The organism is Microvirga sp. CF3016 (genome assembly GCF_036314085.1).
Classification (GTDB): Bacteria; Pseudomonadota; Alphaproteobacteria; order Rhizobiales; family Beijerinckiaceae; genus Microvirga.
This window is the reverse complement of record NZ_JAYGGM010000006.1, coordinates 47,459-67,806: the sequence shown is the minus strand read 5'-3', so window position 1 is coordinate 67,806 and position 20,348 is coordinate 47,459. Positions and strand designations below refer to the sequence as shown.

Here is a 20,348-nt window from a genome sequence, read left to right as displayed (position 1 = left end):
ACCGTTTTGACTGCGTTGTCGGGCATTGTGCAGTGAGTCAAGAAGTCGATGCCCGCCGACGCTTCCACCGTTCTCATCGTCGAAGACGAACCTCTCATCCGCCTGTTCATTTCAGACCTTCTTGAAGATGCCGGCTTCAAGGTGGTGGAGGCTGCCAACGCCACGGAGGCGCTGGTGCTCTTGGAGGCAGGCCTATCCGTGAACGTCCTTCTGACGGATGTGGACATGCCTGCAGGCTGCAACGGGTTCGAGCTGGCTCACCGGGTTCATCGTTCCTGGCCAGAGACCGAGATCCTCATCATGTCGGGCCGCCAGTGGCCATCCGAAGGAGACATTCCTCCGGGTGCGGCTTTCCTGGCCAAGCCATGTCCCAACGAGGCTATCGTATCTCATGTGATCTCCGCAGCGGAGCGGACTCGGCGCTTCAGCCATGTTGCCAAAAGTCCACGATCTCACGCCGAACACGCGGCCAAGATCCTCCCATTTCCGAAAACCGCCTAAATTCCTGAACTCCGGCTTGCTGCTGGCGTTGAGCGGACATAAGCTCTGCCGGAATTGACCTTCTGTCAGGGGGCCGGGCTCCGGTAAGCCATGCCGCGATGTCCGACCGAAGGCTGGTCAATGAGCTTTTCGGGCCTGGTTCAGGGCTGTCGACGAGCTTTCCCATACCATTCCCGGAGGAATACATGCCGACCAAGACTACAGACGGAAAAGCCGGTGCGAAGAAGGCTGCAGCCAAGCCTGCCGCTAAGGCTGCCGGCTCCAAGCCCAATGCTCTTCAAAAGCCTCTGCAGCCGTCGAAGGAACTGGCCGCCATCGTGGGCTCGAATCCGCTGCCGCGCGGTGAGGTCGTGAGCAAGATCTGGGATTACATCAAGAAGAACAACCTCCAGAATCCGGAGAACAAACGCGAGATCCTGGCTGACGACAAGTTGCAGCCGATCTTCGGCAAGCCCAAGGTGACGATGTTCGAGATGAACAAGCACCTCGCTCAGCACCTGAAATAAGCCTGCCGACGGTAAGCGTTTTACGAATCCTGCCGCCACTGCGTGAGCGGCAGGATATCCGGCCTCTGACCCGGCGCCTTCTCCCAGGGATCCACAGCCCAAGCTGTTCCGTTGCGCTTTTCGGCGATCACCGCTGTAAAATGCGGATAGCGGCCATCGAGGAAGAAGCCCCGCGATTCCGGGTATTCAACAACATGGTGAGTGAGAAGACCCTGTTCCTGCAGGACCAGGAGCAGGCTCGTCGTGTTCGTGGTCTCGTCCAGGCAGTCCATCTGTCCGTAAACGCCGGACATCTGAGGCGGCGAGCCCGGAACATCCGGCTTTCCGCCCAACGACGTTGCGAGATAGGCGGTATAGGACCGGATCACCTCGCCCAGAGCCCGTCGCTCCGCATCGGGCGAAACCTGACCGGACCTCAGGGCTGCTCTGGCCCGGGCGATCCAGGTTCCATCGACCGAGATCGCCATCCGGCGCACGCATCCATAGCCGTGACAGGCGATGATCCGGCTCCCCGACGGCCCGACATAGCCCTGCTGATTGAACCAGCTCTGAGCCGGTAATGGACCTGCCGCGGCGGATGATATCGTGAACAGGAGCGGGAGAGCTTTGAAAATGAAAAGTGGCGTCGATCTCATGATGGGGGTACCTATCGCCAGCATCGCTGCAGGTGCCCGAGGTCATATAGATCGAGGGGCTTGCCTGCCTATAGGTTAAGCTTGGTTGAGTCGGGTTACGACTTTGGAGTTCCCATGTCCCGCATCGTCTTCCTGAACGGTTCCTTCCTGCCGATAGAAGAGGCCAAGGTGCCTTTCATGGATCGGGGCTTCATGTTCGGGGATGGCGTCTATGAGGGGATCGGGATGCTCGATGGACGCCTGGTCGACAACGAGGCGCATCTTGAGCGTTTGGAGCGCTCGCTCGCCGAGATCCGCGTCCCCAATCCGTATACCAAGGCCGAGTGGACCTCCCTTCAGGAAGAACTCGCGCGTCGCAATGGCATGACGGAAGGCTTCATCTACTTCCAGGTCACCCGTGGCGTCGCGGAGCGGGACTTCTTTTTCCCTGAACATGCCAAGCCCACGGTGGCGATGTTCACCCAGGCGAAGGCCATCGCCAACGCTCCGGCGGCGCAGACGGGCATCGCCGTCGTCACCGTGCCGGATCTCCGCTGGCAGCGGCGAGATATCAAGTCGATCAACCTGCTCGCCCAGGTGCTCGCCAAGCAGGCGGCGAAAGAGGCGGGCGCCCAGGAAGCCTGGCTGGTGGAGGACGGCTTCGTGACGGAAGGGGGCTCGTCGAGCGCGTTCATCGTCACGAAACAGGGCAGCATCGTCGTGCGGCCGCTCTCGAACGCCATCCTGCCGGGCATCACCCGCAAATCCCTGCTGCGGCTCTCGGAGCAGGATGGGATCGCGCTCGATGAGCGTCGCTTCACGGTGGAGGAGGCCTACGATGCCGCCGAAGCCTTCCTGACCAGCGCCTCGAACTTCGTGCTTCCCATCGTGTCCATCGACGGACGACCGATTGCCGACGGCAAGCCGGGTCGGATCACGAAAAGACTGCGCGAGCTTTATCTGGCCATGGCCAGCGCACCGGCCTTAGCAGCCGAGTAGCTTTGCCGGAACCCGCTCCCGGATCGCCCGTTGCCTTTCCAAAGGAGCGACCCATGAAGCGTGTGTTGGTCTTATCCACAATCCTGGCAGCCGGCCTCGGCACGGCTGCCCTGGCACAGAACCCCGAGGTTCTGAGGCAGCAGGCCCCGAACATGCCTGCGCCGCACCAGATGCCGGCCGAGAAGGTTGAGCCGGACAGCAATCTCTCGGGGACGAACGGCCCGTCCGAGACTGGCTCGACCAATACCTTGAGCGACAAGCTGGAGCGCACCGATGGCGTGATCCGTCCCCCGGAGAACGCGTCGCCCGACATCACCGTGCCGGCCCCCGTGCCTGATCCAGGCACGACGCCTGTCATCCGACCGCCGGGCAGTGCCGGCGGCAACCAGCAGGTGGATCCCAAATGATCAGGCGGTCGCGCGGGGAGGCTATTTTCCCGCCGACCGACGCCGCTTGCCCTCGCGCGACCTGTTGTTCTCGCGCACTTTCCCGTTTCCGGACTGGCCGCTGCCGTTTTTCATGATCTGAGCGGCCACCTCGGATATCTGGCGGCGCAGCTCGTCGTTCTGGCTTCCGGAGCTGTCCAGGCCCGCAAGGCGGGTCTGGGCCTCATCCCGCTCGCCTTCGATCTCGCGGATCCTCTGCTCGAGGATCAGGCCGCGCTCCTGTTCGGCGGCAAGGCTCTTGGCCAGCTCAGCCAGACGGAGACGTTCATCCGAAAGCTCGCTATGGCGCTCGCCCAGGGCCCGCTCGAAATCGTTGCCCCGGGCCGTCTGGGTCATGAGGCGGGTTTCGAGGTCCGAGATGGTGATGCGCTTGGTGTCGAGCTCGCTCAAGGACGCCGTGAGACGCCGCTGCGTATCCGTGAATTCCGCCTCCAGGCGGGCGAGCTTTTCTTCCGTATGGATGAGTTCGGTCTTGAGCTTGGAGCGCTCCTGCTGCGCGAGATCCAATTCCATCCGGGTGTTGGACAACTCGTTCAGGGTCGCCCGGTGAGCATTCTCGAGGGCCATCAGCGTCTCGCGCGTGCCGGAGAGATAAGTCTGCGTCTGGGTTTGATCGGCTTCAAGGGCTGCCAACCGGGTCTGCGTCTCGGCCAGGGTGGTTTCAAGCTCGGACACCGTCCGGTCCCGTTCTGCGAGGGTGGCCTCCAGAGCTTCGATCCGGATGGCCCTCCTGCCGAGTTCTTCCATGCTCTCGTGCTTGGCCGCAAGGGCTTCCTCGGCCTTGCGCTCGATCCGGCGCTGCAGAACGGCGAACTCGGCCCGCAGATGGTCCTTCTCCGCCGTCAATTCCGAGATCGACATCGGAAACAGGGCCTCGGCCCTGCGACGTGCCAGACGCTCCGCGCGTGCATTGACGGCCGGGATGATGAGAAGCGCGATGAGGGATGCTGCGACGAACCCCAGCGCAAAGATCATGATGCTTTCGATCACGCGGACGCCAACTCCAAGGTGCTTGACCGGTAACGCTCAAGCACCTTGCCTTGTGCCTGCGCAGCTTTCCAGAGCCGTGATGCTCCAGACGGCCCGTTGTAGCGCATTCGGGGGCCGTTTCCACTGGCGTGATGGCAGCTTGTCCTTGTGAAGCGATCTTAGAAGGGATTCCAAGTCGGTTCCGGGGTGAACTTCAGGTAGCCGACGTTGACTCCAAGCCGGGCTCCGACGCCGGCTCGGATCGGCACCACGATCATCTCGTCCGCGGCAACCGCCGTCACACCGAAGCCGCCGATGAAATAGGCCGAGCCGTCGACGCCCACGAAGCGCTTATAGAGGGCATCCGTGAAGGGCATGTTGTAGACCAGCATCATGGTGCGGGCGCCGTCGCCGCCCACATCGAAGCCCAGGGATGGTCCCTGCCAGAAGATGCGGCGATCCCCGGCATTGCGGGTGAAGAGCTTGCCCTCGCCGTATCGCAGGCCGCCGAAGAAGGCGCCGGAGGCTTCCTGCCCCAGGATATAGCCGTTGGGCTCACCCCAACGGCGGATGGCTTCCTGCAGGGCGAGGGCGATCCCGCGGGAGGCGGAGCCGAAGAACTGGTGGCCCGACTCAACCAGTTCATTGGAGTTGAACGAGTTGGGGCCGCCGGGATTGCTCGCATAGGCGCGTTGAACGGTTTGGGCCGCGGCCGGCAGGGGCAGGGCGCCGACGAGAGCGGCAAAGGCCGCTGCCGCAAGAAAGGTTGACCGGGAGCGCATGGGCTATCTCCTCGCATGAGACAGGGGGCAATCCGGCCGCTTCGGGCCGGAATGCTGCTATCGAGGCCCAGATTTTAAGATCATCAACCCTAACAATCTCTGTACGGAACTGCTGTTTGCCGCGCAGGACCATCAATCCGAGCCGTCAGGATCCGGCTCCGGGGCAGGGAGAGGAGGGGATTTCAAGCCGCTGAGGCTGAAACGGGCAGGTCGAGACGGGGCGCCAGAGTCAGGTCGCCGATGGCCGCGAAGGGTCCGTTCCTATAGCCCTTGTCCTCATGACCATACGTCAGCGGATTGCCGCCCGGGCCGACGACGCTGCCGCCCGCGCAGGTGAGAATGTGGTCGCCCGCCGCCGTGTCCCATTCCATGGTCGGGCCGCAGCGCACATAGACGTCGGCCTCGCCGGAGGCGATGAGGCAGAATTTCAGGGCGGACGAGGTCATGCGCCTTGTGCCGATCGACAGAACGGACAGGCAAGCCTCCGTGGCGATGTCGCCATGGCGGCGGCTCACCAGGGCCACCAGATCCTTCTCGGGAGCCGGGCGAACCTTCGCCTCGCGCCAGTCGAAACCAGTCTCTCCCGCGGGGAGAGCGCTCGTCCGGGCCGTCTCCCCGGCGATCCAGATCGTGCCCATGGCCGGAGCGGCCACAACGGCCGCCATGGGCCGATCGCCGCGGATCAGGGCAATATTGACGCTGTACTCGCCGGTACCGTGGATGAAATCGCCCGTGCCGTCGAGGGGATCGACCAGGAAGAAGTACTCGTCCGTCTGCGTGGAACTCGAGGTTTCCTCGGCCACGACCGGCACCCCGGACCAAGCTTCATCGAGCCGCTGGATGATCAGCTCTTCGGCCGCAAGATCGGCTGCCGTCGTCGGAGTTCCGTCGCCCTTGATGCGCTTGTCGAGAAAAGCGCTTTCCATGCCACGTAGGACGCGCCCCGCCTCCCAGGCGATATGGGCGAGCTTGAGGGCGATCTCATCGGGATTCTGACCATCGAAGCGCATCATGGCTTTGTGCCTGCTCCCTTGAGAACTGTCGAACTCTTTTTGCCCGCTTTCCAAAGAACTCATAGCCGGGTATCCGGGTTCACGTTCTCTTTCCTGTTTGGCTGTATGCATGCAAGTCGAAATCTCGATTTCATGAACATATAGCTGACGTTACGGTGCCTCCGGAGCCCTCATGGCCACGATTTCGCTCGATTCGCTCGACCTCGCCGCTCTCCTCTGCTCGCGCGTCTGCCATGATGTGATTTCGCCGGTGGGCGCGATCGTGAACGGGCTGGAGGTTCTGGAGGACGACAACGATGCCTCCATGCGAGACTTCGCGCTCGACCTGATCCAGAAGAGCGCCAAGCAGGCCTCCGCCCGGCTCCAGTTCGCGCGACTGGCGTTCGGTGCAGCCGGATCGGCCGGGGCCTCCATCGATCTGGGAGATGCCGAGCAGGTGGCCCGTGGGCTCTTCCTCGACGACAAGATCTCCTTCTCCTGGTCTTCGCCCCGGCTCCTATTCCCGAAGAACCGCGTGAAGCTGCTCCTCAATCTGGTGATGATTGCCACCACGGCGATCCCGCGCGGCGGCTCGATTGCCGTGACGGTCACAGGCGACGCGGAGAGCTGCGCCTTCACGATCGTCTCAAAAGGCCTGAATGCCCGCATTCCGGCCCATTCCGAGGCGCTTCTTGCCGGCAATTCGGACAGCGGCACGGTCGATGCTCACGGCATCCAGATCTATTACGCCGGCATGGTGGCCCGTGCCTCGAACATGAGCGTCGCTTTCAGCATTGAAGGGGATGAGGTCACGATCAAGGCGGCTACGGCTTAATTCGTCGCATTCACGCCTTGTAGGCAACGAGAACCGCGCCCGACGCGATCAGGGCGATGCCGATCCAGTTCGGCATCGTCAGCTTCTCTCCCAGGAAGAGCACGCCGAACAAAGCGACGAGCACGACGCTGAGCTTGTCCAGCGGAGCGACGCGTGCCGCATCACCAAGCTTCAGCGCCCGGAAGTAGCAGAGCCAGGATGCTCCTGTGGCCAATCCGGAAAGAACAAGGAAAAGGTAGGTCCTGCCTGAGACAGATGACAGGGGCTGCCATTGACCGGTGCCGGCCAGGATCCCTCCGAGCACCAGCAGGATCACGACGGTTCGGACGAAGGTGGCGAAATCCGAATTGACCTGTTCGATGCCGACCTTGGCGAAGATGGCCGTCAAAGCCGCGAAGGCGGCCGAGAGCAGAGCCCAGAATGACCAGGACAACAGAACGGATTTCATCAGGGCCTCCCTACGCTCATCAACAAAAAAGCCCGGATTTGAACCGGGCCTCTTTGAGTTTTCAGGCGGTCGCGAAGCTTAGATCGCGATGCGCTCTTCCGCGTCGTTCGGCTCCCGCAGCACGTAGCCGCGGCCCCAGACGGTCTCGATATAGTTGCGGCCCTGCGAGGCATTGGCGAGCTTCTTGCGCAGCTTGCAGATGAACACGTCGATGATCTTCAGCTCCGGCTCGTCCATGCCGCCGTAAAGGTGGTTGAGGAACATCTCCTTGGTCAGGGTCGTGCCCTTGCGCAGGGAGAGGAGCTCCAGCATCTGGTACTCCTTGCCGGTCAGGTGGACACGGGCGCCACTGACCTCAACCGTCTTGGTGTCGAGGTTCACGATCAGGTCGCCGGTGGTGATCACCGACTGGGCGTGTCCCTTCGAGCGGCGGACGATCGCATGAATGCGGGCCACCATCTCGTCCTTGTGGAACGGCTTGGTCAGATAATCGTCGGCGCCGAAGCCGAGGCCCTTCACCTTGTCCTCGATGCCGGCCATGCCGGACAGGATCAGGATCGGGGTCTTCACCTTCGCGACGCGGAGTGTCCGCAGAACCTCGTAACCCGACATGTCGGGGAGGTTCAGGTCGAGAAGGATGATGTCGTAATCGTAGAGTTTGCCGAGGTCGATGCCCTCTTCTCCGAGATCCGTCGTATAAATGTTGAAGTTCTCGGACTTCAGCATCAGTTCGATGCTTTGCGCAGTCGCGCTGTCGTCTTCGATCAGAAGTACGCGCATGTTCAATCCCCAGCCCTTGCCCTTGAGCTTTCGAGCAGCGGGAGGCTGCCCATCCACCGCCGGGCCTGCGACGGATGCTCTTTTGAACTGATTCGAAACGCTAATTCAGAATGGTTAACAAACCCTGATTCTGGGATGCAAGCGCTTAACGACCTTGGCAGGCAGATCATCTGCCGAAGACGATTGTCCTGTGGATTCTGGGTAACCATAGGGAACCGCCTCACATCATCCCAAATTCTTGTAACCTAAGCATTTCAGGTGAATCCGGAGGCGGATCCGAAGAGACCGCTCCCGTGACCTAAGCAGTGTTAACGAAATCGGTAAACGAAAGGTTTACGAGGCGCGAAGGTGAGTGCCCCGGGACAGGACGGCCTCAGGGGAGTCTAGGGCGATAGGAAATTTTTTGTCGCAGGCGGTAAGAAAAGCTCAACCTCCATGGGCGATGGTGACGCATGTCTGGCGGATAACTGAGCGATCCGTGAGATGCAGTGAAACAGCGACGTGTGGAGTTCAATCAAGATGAAGTCGCGGGATACGCTCATCCGCCTCAAGCGCTTTCAGGTCGACGAGAAGCGTCGCCGGGTGGCGCAGATCGAGATGATGATCGCCGAGTTCGACCGCATGGCGGCTGACCTGGATCGGGAAATCGCGGCGGAGGAGCAGAAGGCCGGCATCACCGACCCGAACCACTTTGCCTATCCGACCTATGCGCGCGCTGCGGCCCAGCGGCGGGACAATCTTCGCCACTCGGCTCAGAACCTGCACATCCAGCTCGACGATGCGAAGGCGGAGCTTGGCGAGGCCTTCGAAGAGCTGAAAAAGGCCGAGAGCCTGGAGGACCGCGAGCGGACCCTTGATGCCGCCATCAGCCAGACCGGACAGGGCCGCGCCGTCCGCGCGACCGCCTGATCATCCGCCCCATCAAGCCTTCATGAGGACGCGCCCGGCTGGACGCGTCCTTTTTCATGGTCGGCCCGTCAAGACCGGAATGTGGGGCGCTGCGTCCTGCGGGAGAAATCCGAGAAGGCGAGGATCGTCGGCTACCTCGATGGCGCGCCGGTAGGGCTTGAAGCCCGAGCGCAAGTAGAAGGGAAGGGCACCCGGAGAATCGAGCGTGCAGGTGTGGACGAAGAAGCGCTCGATCGTCCTGGCGAAGGCGCGGGCTATGGCCTCGTTCATCAGGAAACGCCCAGCACCCTGGCCGATGAATCCCGGAACGAGCCCGAGAAAGGCCAGTTCGGCCTCCCCTTCGGATCGGAAGTCGAGTTCGAGCAGACCGACATCGGCGCTGCCGTCGTGCAGGGCATAGGCCTCGACCTTGGGATCATCGAGGAGGGCGGCCAGCTTATCATCGGCCATCACCGCCCGGCTGAACCAGAGCCAGGGCTCGCCGATAGTCTTGAACAGTGCCCGGTAGCGCCGATGATCCTGATCGATCCGCTGAAGGCTCCAGCCGTCCGGCTTGGGGGAGGGCGAGGAGGCTGGGGGCTTCCGCATCTCCAGATAGGTGACGATGGCCGCGATCTTGCCGGGCGGCAATTCGGTGTAGCCATTGAGGTTGAGAGCCGCTGCAGGTTCCGTCGTCATGGGCCGAGCCGTGTGGAAGCGGGAAGAAGTTGAAGAACGCCGCTTAATAAGCCCATCGCCTCTCTCCGTCACGCTTCTTCCTGCGTGGCGCCGAAGGAGCAGCCGCCTTCCCGCGAGAATTGCCATTCATTCGTCTTCGTGGCGGGTCCCGAATTGGACCTTATGCCATGTCGCATCAAGGCATAATCCCCTTGCGGAACAAAGGGATTGTAGGCACAGAGAAATCAGCGAGGGAGTTCTGCCGGCTCTATGAAGAATGTGCGTGAGTTCATTTGGCCCGTGATTGGGTTGCTGGCAGTCGTCGTGTCGGGCTGGCTTCTTTACCGTGAGCTGCGGGGCATGTCCCTCGACGATGTCTGGGACAGCCTGACCGCCGTGCCGCCTCATCGTTATGCCCTCGCGGCGCTCTCCACCCTCGTCGCCTATGCGGCCCTGGCCTGGTACGACCGGATCGCCCTTCTGCACTTGGGCGTGCACCACATTTCGTGGCTGTTCGTATCGATCACGTCCTTCACCACCTATGCCCTGTCCCACAATATCGGCGCTTCGGTCTTTTCCGGCGCCATCGTGCGGTATCGGGCCTATACCTCGAAGGGCCTGGGAGCCCCTCAGATCGCCGTCCTTGTGGCCCTGTGCTCGTTCACTTTCGGGCTCGGAACCATCCTGCTGGGAGGAGTCGTGCTGGTGGCCGATCCGACCCTTCTGCACCGGCTCGAGGAACTGCTGCCCTCCGTCCTCACCAATCCTGCCACGGCCCGCGCCGTCGGGTTCCTCCTCCTCGGGTTCGTCGCGCTCTATGTGGTGGGGTCCATCCTGCACCTTCCGCCGCTTGTGATCCGCAAGGCTAAGCTGGAATATCCCCGGCCCGCCGTCATGGTGCGCCAGCTGATCGCGGCGCCGCTCGAGCTTTTGGGGGCGGCCGGGATCATCTACTTCGTACTCCCGGCCCATCTCGAGCCAAGCTTCATCATTGTGCTCGCCGTGTTCCTGGCCTCCTTCTCGGCGGCCCTGGTCAGCCATGCTCCCGGAGGGCTCGGTGTGTTCGAGCTCGTCTTCCTGACGGCGATGCCGGACATTCCCAAGGCCGATGTGCTGGCGGCCCTCATCATCTTTCGCCTCTTCTACCTCCTGATCCCCTTCGGCCTCTCGCTTGTGGTCGTGCTGATGTTCGAGCGGGCGCGGTTGGCGCAAGCGTGGCGGGGCCGGGTTGTGGCTGCCGACGGCTCCGTGCCTCCGCCGCCTCTGTCCTCATCCGACCAATGACCTTCTTCTGGCGACGGCTGCGCTTCGGCCTCGCAACGCTGCTCGGCGTCAAGCGACTCGGTTTCTTCATCCCCTATCGCTATGCCGAGACTGTCGCGCCGCAGGATTACCCCGCGCTGCGCCCCTTGTTCGAGGCGGCGCGGCCTCGCTTCGCCGAGGTCCTTGAGGCAATCGAGAGCCATGCGGAGGATCTGCGCTCCATCCCGCGGGGCAGGGGACCTGCCCGCTTCGATCAAAGCTGGTTTCCCCGCCTGGACGCGGCTGCGGCTTACGCCATCGTGCGGCGGTCCATGCCTCGACGGATCGTGGAGATCGGCTCCGGTCACTCGACCCGTTTCATGGCTCAGGCTGTCCGGGACGGTGGGCTTTCCACCCGGATCGTCTGCATCGATCCAGCTCCCCGGGCCACGCTGCGGAAGCTGGAGGTCGAGCACAGGCAGGCTCTCCTTCGGGACGCCGACCCGGCTGTGTTTGAGGCCCTTGAAGCCGGAGACATCCTGTTCATCGACTCCAGCCACATCGCCATGCCCGGCACCGACGTGGACCGTCTCTTCCTCGATGTGCTGCCGCGCCTTGCCGGCGGGACCCTGATCCACGTCCATGACATCACTCTGCCCTACGCCTATCCGGAGGTTTGGGAGTGGCGCGGGTATAGCGAGCAGTTGCTGGCGGGCGCCCTCCTGCAGGGAGGTGGTTATGAACTCGTCTTCGCAAGCCACTCTGTCGTCCGCGACGACAGCTCTGCCCTGTCGCGGGGGATCCTGTCCGAACTGCCGCTGATCCCCGGGGCGCACGAGACCAGCCTCTGGCTGCGGAAGCTTTAGTCCACAAGCGATCAGGCAGCGGCCGGCTTCTGGCCCGGCTCCGGTATGGCAATGCCGGCTTCCATGTACTCGTTCAGCTTGTTGCGCAGGGTGCGGATCGAGATGCCGAGGATCCGCGCGGCGTGCGTCCTGTTGCCGAAACAGAAGGCCAGGGTATCGAGGATGAGGTGACGCTCCACATCGGCGATGGTGCGTCCCACCAGAATGCGCCTGAGCGCCTCGATGGTCTGCTCCGCTTGAGCAATGGGAATTGAACCTGCATTCGCCTGGGATGAGCCTTGCTGTTCCAACGAATCCGGGATGCCAAGCACGATACGAGCCTGCCTTAAGGGAAGTGATTCAGGAGTTTATGCTCATTGTATGGTTAGGAACATCTTAACGGCCGAGCTTCTCGGCCATGAAAAAGGCGCTGGTCATGTGGCCAGCGCCTTTTTCATGGGTTTTGATGCGATGCCTATTGGCGGTATTGCTGGATGCGCGTGGTGCGCAGGCCGGCCAGTCCATGCTGGTCGATGGACATCTGCCAGCTCAGGAATTCCTCGGTGGTCAGGGTGTAGCGCTGGCAGGCCTCTTCGAGGCTGAGCAGGCCGCCGCGGACGGCGGCGACAACCTCGGCTTTCCGGCGAATGACCCAGCGGCGGGTGCTGGACGGGGGAAGATCGGCAATCGTCAGAGGACTGCCATCGGGCCCAATGACATACTTGACCCTTGGGCGGTGGGGTTCGGTCATGATACGCTCACACAAAAATTCAACGACCTTTGACAGGCTCGAACCTACGCGACGGGACTTAATGTTTCCCTAAGCCCATCAGGTGGTTACGAGAACGCCTAAGCTTAGCCATAAACGTTAACGTTGGCTTATTGTGCCGCACTTTCCCTTTAAGAATTGTGGCGCAAGAGCATCGGACCCAAAAGTGGACTTGCACTTTTGGGATCCATTCCGATGCTCATCCTCTAAGCTGGCGCGTCGTTGGTGCGGACCCGAAGGGCCGCGTCAGCGAAAACCGGGTCCACTTTTCCGCACGATGCGCTATAGAAGGGCCTTGGCCCCTCCCGTGCGCCGCCTTGAACGGCGCCTCTGGATGGAAAGATGCTCAATTCACTCGACCTTCCCACGGATCCCTCGAAGACCCGCGTCGTGGTAGCGATGTCGGGCGGCGTGGACTCGTCCGTCGTCGCGGCCCTGCTCAAGAGCGAGGGCTACGACGTCATCGGAATCACGCTCCAGCTTTACGACCACGGTGCCGCCGCTCACCGAAAGGGGGCCTGTTGCGCTGGCCAGGACATCTACGATGCCCGCCGGGTGGCGGAGGCCATCGGCATTCCCCATTACGTGCTCGACTACGAGGCCCGTTTCCGCGAGGCCGTGATCGACCGTTTCACCCAGAGCTACCTGGCGGGCGAGACGCCGATCCCCTGCGTCGAGTGCAACCGCTCGATCAAGTTCCGCGATCTCCTGGAGACTGCCAGGGAACTCGGCGCCGACGTGCTCGCCACGGGCCATTACGTGGCAAGCCGCGCCCTGCCGGATGGTCGCCGCGCTCTCCATCGGGCTGCCGACCCGGACCGGGATCAAAGCTATTTCCTCTATGCCACCAAGCCGGAACAGCTGGATCTCCTCCGCTTCCCCCTGGGCGAGCTCCCCAAGGAGAAGACCCGGGAACTCGCGCGCGAGTTCGGGCTCATGGTGGCCGAGAAGGCCGACAGCCAGGACATCTGCTTCGTCACTCAAGGGCGCTACAGCGACGTGATCGAGCGGCTCAAGCCTGGCGCCGTGCAGGGCGGCGAGATTGTCCATATGGATGGACGCGTCCTCGGTCGTCATGACGGGATCATCCATTACACGGTGGGGCAGCGGAAGGGGCTCGGCCTCTCCGTGGGCGAGCCCCTCTACGTCGTGCGCCTCGACGCCAAGGAGGCCCGGGTCGTGGTCGGCCCCCGGGAGGCCCTGGCCACCCGCCTGATCCGCGTGACGGATGTGAACTGGCTCGGCGACGTTCCCCTCGAAAGCTTGAGCGAGAAGGGGATGGAGGTGGCCGTTCGCGTCCGCTCCACCCGCGAGCCGCGTCCGGCCATCCTGCGATCCACAGGAACCGACACTACGGTCGAGCTGTTATCGGCCGAGGATGGGGTGTCTCCCGGTCAAGCTTGTGTCATCTATGAGAGCGATGCTCCGCGGGCACGTGTGCTTGGCGGGGGCACCATTGCTCGCGCAGTCGCCGAAGCCGCACCCGCCGCGGCCTGAGGTGCTTACCTAGGGATAGTTTATGACGGATGGAGCGACCACCGTCCTGATGCGCAAGGCTTATGCGCGTTGGGCCCCGATCTACGACCTCGTCTACGACAAGCTGACCGAACCGGCCGCCCGTGCGGCCGTGAATGCCGCGGTCGCCTGTGGTCCAAAGATACTCGAGGCTGGAGTCGGGACCGGGCTGTCCCTCGGCTACTATCCCAAGCACGCCGAGGTCTACGGGGTCGATCTCTCCGAGGACATGTTGCGGCGGGCCCAGGACAAGGTCGAAAAGAGGGGGCTTGGCCACGTGAAAAGCCTGCAGGTGATGGACGTCACCCGCCTCGGCTTTGCGGATGAGACATTCGACGCTGTCACGGCCCAGTTCATCATCACCCTCGTGCCGGAACCCGAGACGGCGCTCAACGAGTTCATGCGGGTCCTAAAGCCGGGCGGCGAGATCGTTCTGGCCAACCATTTCGGGCAGCCGTCCGGCCCGATCGCGGCCTTGGAGGAGCTGGCTTCGCCCGTCGCCAAGGCCATCGGCTGGAGCTCGGCCTTCAAGGCGGCCCGGGTCGAGGACTGGGCGCGCGGCACCGGCCGCATGGAGGTCGTGGAGCTGAAGACTCTGTTCCCGGTGGGCTTCTTCAAGCTGATGAGAATCAAGAAGCGGGCCTGAAGACCCGGCCTCAAAACCGGAGGCCAGCCTGTCTGATCGGGCTGCGAAGGGTCATGAACGGGCTTTCCCAGGCCAATGTGACTTTCGACGCCCGAGCCCTATCTCTATCAGGGCCGCATTCCATTCAGCACGAAAGCCAATCCCATGCGCCTTTTCATGTTCACCTCCCAGGCCAAAGACGATCTGCATGCGTTTGCCGGCGATGAGGCAGGCAGCAAGCTTCCCGCCAAATATGCTCCCTGGGGGCTGACCGGCACGCTGGGCTCCCGCGAGACCCCGCCGCACAAGTTCTCGCGCAAGGCCATCGAACAGGCGATTTCGAATGAGGGCTTCCAGCTCTGGCGCATGAAGCCCAAGGGCTGACAGATCGCTGGCAGAAGCTTTCAGATCACCTGAGAAGGCGACTTTCACAAATCCGCAGCTTGGCCGCGTGCCTTTCTTGACACCGGGGGGCAACCTTCCCTATATCGCCCATGCCTGACGCGGGACCAAATCCCGCGTCCTGGGGCGGAGTAGCTCAGTTGGTCAGAGCAGAGGAATCATAATCCTTGTGTCGGGGGTTCAAATCCCTCCTCCGCTACCATCCCTTGCCACGTCAAAGTTATGCCAGCCTGCAGGTGAGTGTGGGCATGGGCAAGGCTTGAGCCTTGCCGAACAACTCTATGGGTCATTACATCTGCAACCGTGATCGCTTCTGGTGCAGCCATGCTGCTGGCAGGAGGAGATGGCCTGATCGTCGCGTGTCCCTTCTCCGTACCGTCCCAAGGTGACAATCAGGCTGCGGCATGCGGCAGGGCTTTGTGCTCCATAAGAGCGTCGTCTTCGGAGCTTCGGACGCAGTTTCGACCTGCCGCCTTGGCCCGATAGAGCGCTTGGTCTGCGGCCTCGAGGAGAACGGATCGTTCGCTGGCACGGGACGGTTGCGCCGAGGCAATGCCGATGCTGGCCGTCACCGTCTGGTAGGGGCTGCCCTCATGCGCGATGCCCATGGCGGCGATCGTTTGGCGGATGGTCTCGGCCAGCAACCGGGCGCCCGCCCAATCCGTCTCCGGCAGAACGACGGCGAACTCCTCACCCCCGTAACGGGTTGCAATGTCGCGCGGGCGGCGGATGTTGCCGTCGAGCGTACTGGCGATCGCGCAGAGCACCTCGTCCCCTCTCCCATGGCCGTAGCGGTCGTTGAAGCTCTTGAAATAGTCGGCGTCCACGAAGAGCAGCGACAGGGCCGAGCCTGAGCGGATCGCCTGGCGCCACTCCCGCTCGAAGGTCTCGCGGAAGGCGCGGCGGTTCGGCAGGCCCGTCAGGTCGTCGGTCCGTGCGATCCGCCTGAGCTTGGTTTCCGCCCGCGTGCGGCGCCTCAATTCCCGCTGGAACAGGATCGTCAGTCCGACGACCGCGCAGCATAGGGCCAGCGTCGCGAGGCCGAGGATGAGGGCCTTGCGCTGCCAAGCCGAGAAGATCTCATCCACGGAGAGCGCAACGGTAAGGACGAGGGGGTACTTGTCGAGCCGTTGGAACGAGATGATGCGCCGAATGCCATCAATAGGCGAGACCGAGTCGAACGTGCCGGATTTCGCCTGCAGGAGGCTCTGGACATGCGGGGAGCCGCCCAGGTCCTGATTGATCAGGCTCTCGTCATAGGGAAAGCGCGTCAGCAGGATGCCATCGTTTCGGAAGAGATTGATCGCCCCCTGCTGGCCGAGGCTCAGGTTGTCGAACAAGTGATTGATGGTCGCCAGGGGCATCGAACCCATGACCACCCCGGCAAAATTTCCCGCTGAATCCAAAAGCCTCCGGCTGATTCCGATGCCGAGATCGCCGTGCCACGCTCTGCTCGCGAAGGGGCGGCTCACGTAAAGGCCGATGTGGCTGTTCTCTTTGTGGACAGTGAAGTACTCGCGATCCGCGACGTTGAGGGACCGAGGGGCGATGACCGGGCCGGCATCGGCCAAGAGGTTGCCCGCCTGGTCCACGAGCAGCAGCGTTCCCATGAAGGAAGCTGAGGCAGACCTGTCGAACATCATCCGGTATTGAAGATCGGTTGGAAGCTGCTGAGAGCCGAGATGCCGCAGGCCTTCCATTGCTCCTTTCAGCGACAGATCCAGCAATTCGAGATTGCCGTCGAGATCGTGAGCGATCGTGGTCAGGATGTTTCTTGAGGCCTTTTCAGCCTCCTGCCACGTGTTCTGTCGATCCATCCAGAGGGTATGCGCCGAGATCCCGAAAATCCCCAGGGCGATCACGCCTGCAATCAGGTGTAGATAAACTTCCGAGAGCAGACGTTTCATTTCGCACGGCACACATATCGATGAATATATTCTATAGACTGTCCTAACAGACTGTTACAGCGGGAAATCGAGCAAGTCAGCTGACAAAACATTCAGTGGAAGGCTTGGCATTTAGACTTAGTCTTGCAGGATGTTATTGAGATGTTGTTGCGCGACAGCGTGCGCAAATACGTCTCTTGAACGCCCGGTCGCGTGATATCTGTATTCTGAAACGGTGGCTGAAGGTTCGTCGGTTGGATCGCTGTCGTGGTTGACTCAGGGCGGCACAAGCCTCTGCGACCGAGGCCTCAGGGCTCGTACGGTGATTCGATCAGGCCTCAGGCGCAGTCGAGATCAGTCGACTGCGCCTGGGCGAGGATGTTTTATCGTGTCTTGCGGGCTCGCCGCGAGAGCATGTTCAGCATCTCGACCAAGGCCGAGAATGCCATTGCGGCGTAGATATAGCCCTTCGGCACGTGAGCTCCGAACCCTTCCGCAATCAGCACCATGCCGATCATGAGCAGGAATCCGAGGGCGAGCATGACGACAGTCGGATTCGCCTGGATGAAACGGGCGAGGGGATCTGCCGCCAACAGCATGACGGTCACGGCCGCGACGACGGCCACGACCATGATCGGCACGTGGTCCGTCATGCCCACAGCCGTGATGATGCTATCGATGGAAAAGACGAGGTCCAGCAGCAGGATCTGCACGATGGCCGAGGCAAAGCTCATCTGGGCCTTTCCACCTTCGAAGAGGTCAGGTCCGGGGTTGGGATCGACATTGTGATGGATCTCCTTGGTCGCCTTCCAGACCAGGAACAGGCCACCCGCGATCAGGATCAGGTCGCGCCAGGAGAAGCCATGACCGAAGGCTGTAAAGAGGGGCTCCGTAAGCTGGACGATGATCGCAATCGTCCCAAGCAGCCCCAAGCGGAGAATGAGAGCGAGGCCGATGCCGATACGCCGGGCTGTGGCCTGCTGATGAGCAGGCAGCTTGTTGGTCAGAATCGAGATGAAGATGAGATTGTCGATCCCGAGCACGACCTCCATGACGACGAGGGTCGCCAACGCCGCCCAAGCTGCCGGGTCTTCAGCCAGTGTAACAATATAATCCATGAGGCCCTTCCTATCGCAACGTGCCTTATTTTGGTTATTGTCGAGCTTGTGCAAGGGCGAGACCGGATTGAGTTGTTTGCGTCGCTGCTTTCACGATCGGCTGATCTCGACTTCGGAACCGTTGAAGTGCGCGTGCCGGGGCCCACATGGTATTTGGACCGGCGTGAAAGCCGCATTCACGCCGGTGAGCACAGCGAACTCGTTCAGTGATTCGATTCCTAGGCCTGCTATGCGGCGTCGGCGCCATGGAACCGCCAGTAGCGGGAGAAGCGTTCCCTCATAGAATGATCTGGAGGCGTGTCATGGCAGGATGGGCAGAACGTTGGCTGGTGACTGCCTCGCTTGTGGGGCTTCTTGGCAGCCCGTCTGCGGCCCTTGCCCAGGCAGGGCGGCCATGGGTTGATCCTCCGTCCGAGTCCGAAGCTAAAACACAGCCGCCGGCTCAGGCGCCAGCGTCCCTTCCGGCGCCGCCTGCCCAAGCGGCCGTGCCCGATTCTGCAACTCCTCCTGTGCCATCCCCCCCGGAAAGCAAGGCCAGTGCCGCGTCGCCGGCCGCAGAGGCTTCGTCGCGTAAAACGGCAGCCGATGGCCCGACCAAGCAAAAAGCATCGGCAGACCGGAAGGTACGCGCTCGGTCACAGCAGGCCTCGTCGTCAGCCCGCAACCAGAGGCGGGAAGTGCAAGTCGTGCGCCGGCGCGCAACCGGAGCACAGATTTCGCAGGCCGAACCGCGCAACGCCATTGAACGACGTGCGCGAGTCACACGCTATGGGTCTATTCGGGAGGGGATGGATTCAGGTCTCCAAGTCATGAGGCTGCGAACCATTCAACTTCCGGATGGACGCCGTATCGACATCCTGACACGGCCCGATCAGGATATCGCATCCGGATTGCCGGACGGTTATTGAGCCGTCGATTTCGGCGTCGAAGATGCGTCGGAAGGAGCGCTGATTTTGTTTGCCGCGGACGACGTTGTCTCGTTGGCTGCTTGGGACTCTCCGCCCATGTCCTGATGAAATCGCGCTGCAGTCTCCTCCGCGCGTCGGAATATGTCGTGCCAAAGACGCTGCTCGCGTCGTGCGTCCGCAAGAGCACGGTGCGCAGCAGGGCCGAGTTCATCATCGGTGCGCTGCGCCTGCGCGAGAATGTCCTGCATGAGAGAACGATGGCGATCTGCCGGAACGTGGGCCTCGCGCAAAACCATGCGCATGATCCGCTTGTGAGCCATCTCGGTATCTTCGAGACGCAAGGCATGACGCGGCAATCCCGCCGTGCGCAGGAGTTTGCTCAGCCACTTTCCATCCCATGACGGTGCCGTTGCATAGAGAGCGCAGCCCGCCAAAACCGACACCATTCGCTGAGCCACATCCGCGAGCGGTGCCCCGTCCGATGTCAGTTGCTCTCTCGAAATGCCATGAATGCGTCCCGCTTTGACATCCCAGTCGGTCCAGGCTTCAGCAGGCCTGATGAGATGGCTCTCCTCCTCGCCGTTCGCGAAAACCCAGGCGACCTCGATGGGATAACCCTGCTTGCCAAGAGATGACGCTTCAAAATCAAGGAACGCGATCTTCGATAGATCAGGCATCGTGGATCAACTCGCATCGGTCTGCGTTCGCCATCGACCTTCACGGACAACGTCAGGAGTGGATCATACCTCCATCCTACCCTCAACGTGCAAGCGGCAGTACGGCTCCCTGAACGTCTGCCGAGCGACCGCCGGTGGCAGGCCTGAGTTCAGAGAGCCAGAAAGGAAACGCAGAATATCTCCCAGGCCTTGCTGGTGATCAGAGCCCAGACAGACGGGCATTGCTCCGATGAGCCGATAGGTTAAGGCCGCGTTTTGGCGCGCAGCGATGAGGAATGCACGATGGAAACGCCGGACAACTTGGCATAGGCGTAGTTACGCAGATTTCTCACTGCGCATTCGCCGATGTAAACCCCACAGAGGTGGAGATTGAGCCGGTCGTCATGGGATCGCTGGCGCCGGTTCTGAGTGCGTGCAGCAGGCCCTTGCGCTTGGCCTCGTAATAATACCCGCCGGCATAGAGCGCGACTGCACGGTCCGGATTGCCGCCTGCAACCTTATAGGCGTTTGCCAGGTACGCGACAGCGTAAGTCAGGTTGGTGTTGGCATCGAGCAGCCCGGAGACGGTTCCCCTGTAACCCATGCCGCGCGCAGTGGCATAGCGGATCTGCATCAGGCCGAAATTGCCTCTGCTGGATGCGCGTGGATTGTATCCGCTCTCGCGTCTGATGACGCGATGTACCAATGTTTCGGGAATGCCGTGTGCCTTGGCATGTTGCGCGACAAGCGCATCGATCTGAGCGCGTTCAGATGCCGCTGCAGGCAACGCGCAAGCGATCGCTGCGCACGCGAGAACAAGACGAGAAATCATGAAAGTCCCCTTGCTTGAGGAGATTTCTCGACACCAATCGTGGCAATAGCACGTCAGCTTGACCGTAAGGGATTATGCCGTGGATCGATGCGGCGCGTTCCCGTTGAGGCGT

23 protein-coding genes, 1 tRNA gene and 1 pseudogene are annotated in these 20,348 nt (G+C 61.9%); 12 read left to right on the top strand and 13 right to left on the bottom strand.

The genetic code is table 11. From position 1 onward, the window contains the following. Positions 1-48: 48 nt before the first annotated feature. Together VB672_RS10465 and VB672_RS10460 are read left to right on the top strand one after the other, a co-directional pair. Positions 49-501, top strand: coding sequence for a response regulator (locus tag VB672_RS10465; RefSeq protein WP_329784139.1), 453 nt, complete (start codon positions 49-51; stop codon positions 499-501). Between the two features lie 185 nt (positions 502-686). Then, a complete protein-coding gene (locus VB672_RS10460) occupies positions 687-1,007 on the top strand; it encodes an SWIB/MDM2 domain-containing protein (protein ID WP_329784138.1) in 321 nt (106 codons plus the stop codon). 20 nt (positions 1,008-1,027) lie between these two features. Here the strand turns inward: VB672_RS10460 and VB672_RS10455 are convergent, their stop codons facing one another. After that, positions 1,028-1,642: a hypothetical protein gene (locus VB672_RS10455; RefSeq protein ID WP_329784137.1), complete on the bottom strand. Its 615-nt coding sequence runs from the start codon at positions 1,640-1,642 to the stop codon at positions 1,028-1,030. A gap of 114 nt (positions 1,643-1,756) precedes the next feature. On the opposite strand from VB672_RS10455, the gene VB672_RS10450 reads away from it, so the two are divergent. Both VB672_RS10450 and VB672_RS10445 read left to right on the top strand, forming a co-directional pair. Then, the gene (locus VB672_RS10450; RefSeq protein WP_329784136.1) at positions 1,757-2,620 is read left to right on the top strand and encodes a D-amino-acid transaminase; all 864 of its coding nucleotides are present in this window, start codon (positions 1,757-1,759) and stop codon (positions 2,618-2,620) included. Between the two features lie 53 nt (positions 2,621-2,673). Next, positions 2,674-3,027: a hypothetical protein gene (locus tag VB672_RS10445; RefSeq protein WP_329784135.1), complete on the top strand. Its 354-nt coding sequence runs from the start codon at positions 2,674-2,676 to the stop codon at positions 3,025-3,027. Positions 3,028-3,048: 21 nt separating this feature from the next. Here VB672_RS10445 and VB672_RS10440 read toward each other — a convergent pair whose 3' ends face one another. The 3 genes from VB672_RS10440 to VB672_RS10430 form a co-directional block, all read right to left on the bottom strand. Continuing rightward, a complete protein-coding gene (locus tag VB672_RS10440) occupies positions 3,049-4,056 on the bottom strand; it encodes a hypothetical protein (RefSeq protein WP_329784134.1) in 1,008 nt (335 codons plus the stop codon). A 158-nt stretch (positions 4,057-4,214) separates the two neighbouring features. Continuing rightward, positions 4,215-4,817: a DUF1134 domain-containing protein gene (locus VB672_RS10435; protein WP_329784133.1), complete on the bottom strand. Its 603-nt coding sequence runs from the start codon at positions 4,815-4,817 to the stop codon at positions 4,215-4,217. A 182-nt stretch (positions 4,818-4,999) separates the two neighbouring features. After that, entirely contained in the window at positions 5,000-5,830 is an 831-nt protein-coding gene (locus tag VB672_RS10430; RefSeq protein WP_329784132.1) for a 3'(2'),5'-bisphosphate nucleotidase CysQ family protein, read from the bottom strand. Positions 5,831-6,002: 172 nt separating this feature from the next. Between VB672_RS10430 and chpT the strand changes: the two genes are divergently transcribed. Next, complete coding sequence (gene chpT / locus VB672_RS10425) at positions 6,003-6,644, top strand: histidine phosphotransferase ChpT (protein WP_329784131.1); 642 nt, start codon at positions 6,003-6,005, stop codon at positions 6,642-6,644. A gap of 10 nt (positions 6,645-6,654) precedes the next feature. On the opposite strand, the gene VB672_RS10420 is transcribed toward chpT, so the two are convergent. Both VB672_RS10420 and ctrA read right to left on the bottom strand, forming a co-directional pair. Beyond that, the gene (locus VB672_RS10420) at positions 6,655-7,092 is read right to left on the bottom strand and encodes an EamA family transporter (protein WP_329784130.1); all 438 of its coding nucleotides are present in this window, start codon (positions 7,090-7,092) and stop codon (positions 6,655-6,657) included. A gap of 78 nt (positions 7,093-7,170) precedes the next feature. After that, positions 7,171-7,872 (bottom strand): response regulator transcription factor CtrA, encoded by a 702-nt coding sequence (gene ctrA, locus VB672_RS10415; RefSeq protein WP_329784129.1) that lies wholly within the window; start codon positions 7,870-7,872, stop codon positions 7,171-7,173. A gap of 519 nt (positions 7,873-8,391) precedes the next feature. Here ctrA and fliJ point away from each other — a divergent pair. Continuing rightward, positions 8,392-8,781 carry a flagellar export protein FliJ gene (gene fliJ / locus VB672_RS10410; protein ID WP_329784128.1) on the top strand — a complete coding sequence of 130 codons (390 nt, stop codon included), beginning with the start codon at positions 8,392-8,394 and terminating at the stop codon, positions 8,779-8,781. A 54-nt stretch (positions 8,782-8,835) separates the two neighbouring features. On the opposite strand, the gene VB672_RS10405 is transcribed toward fliJ, so the two are convergent. Next, positions 8,836-9,459 carry a GNAT family N-acetyltransferase gene (locus VB672_RS10405; RefSeq protein WP_329784127.1) on the bottom strand — a complete coding sequence of 208 codons (624 nt, stop codon included), beginning with the start codon at positions 9,457-9,459 and terminating at the stop codon, positions 8,836-8,838. Positions 9,460-9,708: 249 nt separating this feature from the next. Here VB672_RS10405 and VB672_RS10400 point away from each other — a divergent pair, with 249 nt between their 5' ends. Together VB672_RS10400 and VB672_RS10395 are read left to right on the top strand one after the other, a co-directional pair. After that, positions 9,709-10,722: a lysylphosphatidylglycerol synthase domain-containing protein gene (locus VB672_RS10400; protein ID WP_329784126.1), complete on the top strand. Its 1,014-nt coding sequence runs from the start codon at positions 9,709-9,711 to the stop codon at positions 10,720-10,722. Beyond that, positions 10,719-11,546: a class I SAM-dependent methyltransferase gene (locus tag VB672_RS10395; protein WP_329784125.1), complete on the top strand. Its 828-nt coding sequence runs from the start codon at positions 10,719-10,721 to the stop codon at positions 11,544-11,546. The genes VB672_RS10400 and VB672_RS10395 overlap by 4 nt, the downstream gene beginning before the upstream one ends. An 11-nt stretch (positions 11,547-11,557) precedes the next feature. Here the strand turns inward: VB672_RS10395 and VB672_RS10390 are convergent. Next, positions 11,558-11,788, bottom strand: a pseudogene (locus VB672_RS10390) (helix-turn-helix domain-containing protein); the annotation flags it as partial. A 212-nt stretch (positions 11,789-12,000) separates the two neighbouring features. Continuing rightward, complete coding sequence (gene sciP, locus VB672_RS10385) at positions 12,001-12,276, bottom strand: CtrA inhibitor SciP (protein ID WP_009763782.1); 276 nt, start codon at positions 12,274-12,276, stop codon at positions 12,001-12,003. 360 nt (positions 12,277-12,636) lie between these two features. Between sciP and mnmA the strand changes: the two genes are divergently transcribed. From mnmA to VB672_RS10365, 4 genes are all read left to right on the top strand, one after another. Continuing rightward, complete coding sequence (gene mnmA, locus VB672_RS10380; protein ID WP_329784124.1) at positions 12,637-13,791, top strand: tRNA 2-thiouridine(34) synthase MnmA; 1,155 nt, start codon at positions 12,637-12,639, stop codon at positions 13,789-13,791. A 22-nt stretch (positions 13,792-13,813) separates the two neighbouring features. Continuing rightward, complete coding sequence (locus VB672_RS10375; RefSeq protein ID WP_329784123.1) at positions 13,814-14,455, top strand: class I SAM-dependent methyltransferase; 642 nt, start codon at positions 13,814-13,816, stop codon at positions 14,453-14,455. Positions 14,456-14,599: 144 nt separating this feature from the next. Continuing rightward, the gene (locus VB672_RS10370; protein WP_329784122.1) at positions 14,600-14,818 is read left to right on the top strand and encodes a hypothetical protein; all 219 of its coding nucleotides are present in this window, start codon (positions 14,600-14,602) and stop codon (positions 14,816-14,818) included. Positions 14,819-14,961: 143 nt separating this feature from the next. Beyond that, positions 14,962-15,038 (top strand) — tRNA-Met (locus VB672_RS10365). Positions 15,039-15,228: 190 nt separating this feature from the next. Here the strand turns inward: VB672_RS10365 and VB672_RS10360 are convergent. From VB672_RS10360 to VB672_RS10345, 4 genes are all read right to left on the bottom strand, one after another. Continuing rightward, positions 15,229-16,743 carry a sensor domain-containing diguanylate cyclase gene (locus tag VB672_RS10360; RefSeq protein ID WP_329784121.1) on the bottom strand — a complete coding sequence of 505 codons (1,515 nt, stop codon included), beginning with the start codon at positions 16,741-16,743 and terminating at the stop codon, positions 15,229-15,231. A 362-nt stretch (positions 16,744-17,105) separates the two neighbouring features. After that, on the bottom strand, positions 17,106-17,840 hold the full coding sequence (locus tag VB672_RS10355; protein WP_329784120.1) for a TerC family protein: 735 nt from the start codon (positions 17,838-17,840) through the stop codon (positions 17,106-17,108). A gap of 901 nt (positions 17,841-18,741) precedes the next feature. Further along, entirely contained in the window at positions 18,742-19,425 is a 684-nt protein-coding gene (locus tag VB672_RS10350) for a 3'-5' exonuclease (RefSeq protein ID WP_329784119.1), read from the bottom strand. A gap of 328 nt (positions 19,426-19,753) precedes the next feature. Beyond that, entirely contained in the window at positions 19,754-20,236 is a 483-nt protein-coding gene (locus tag VB672_RS10345) for a lytic transglycosylase domain-containing protein (protein ID WP_329784118.1), read from the bottom strand. Positions 20,237-20,348: the final 112 nt, after the last annotated feature.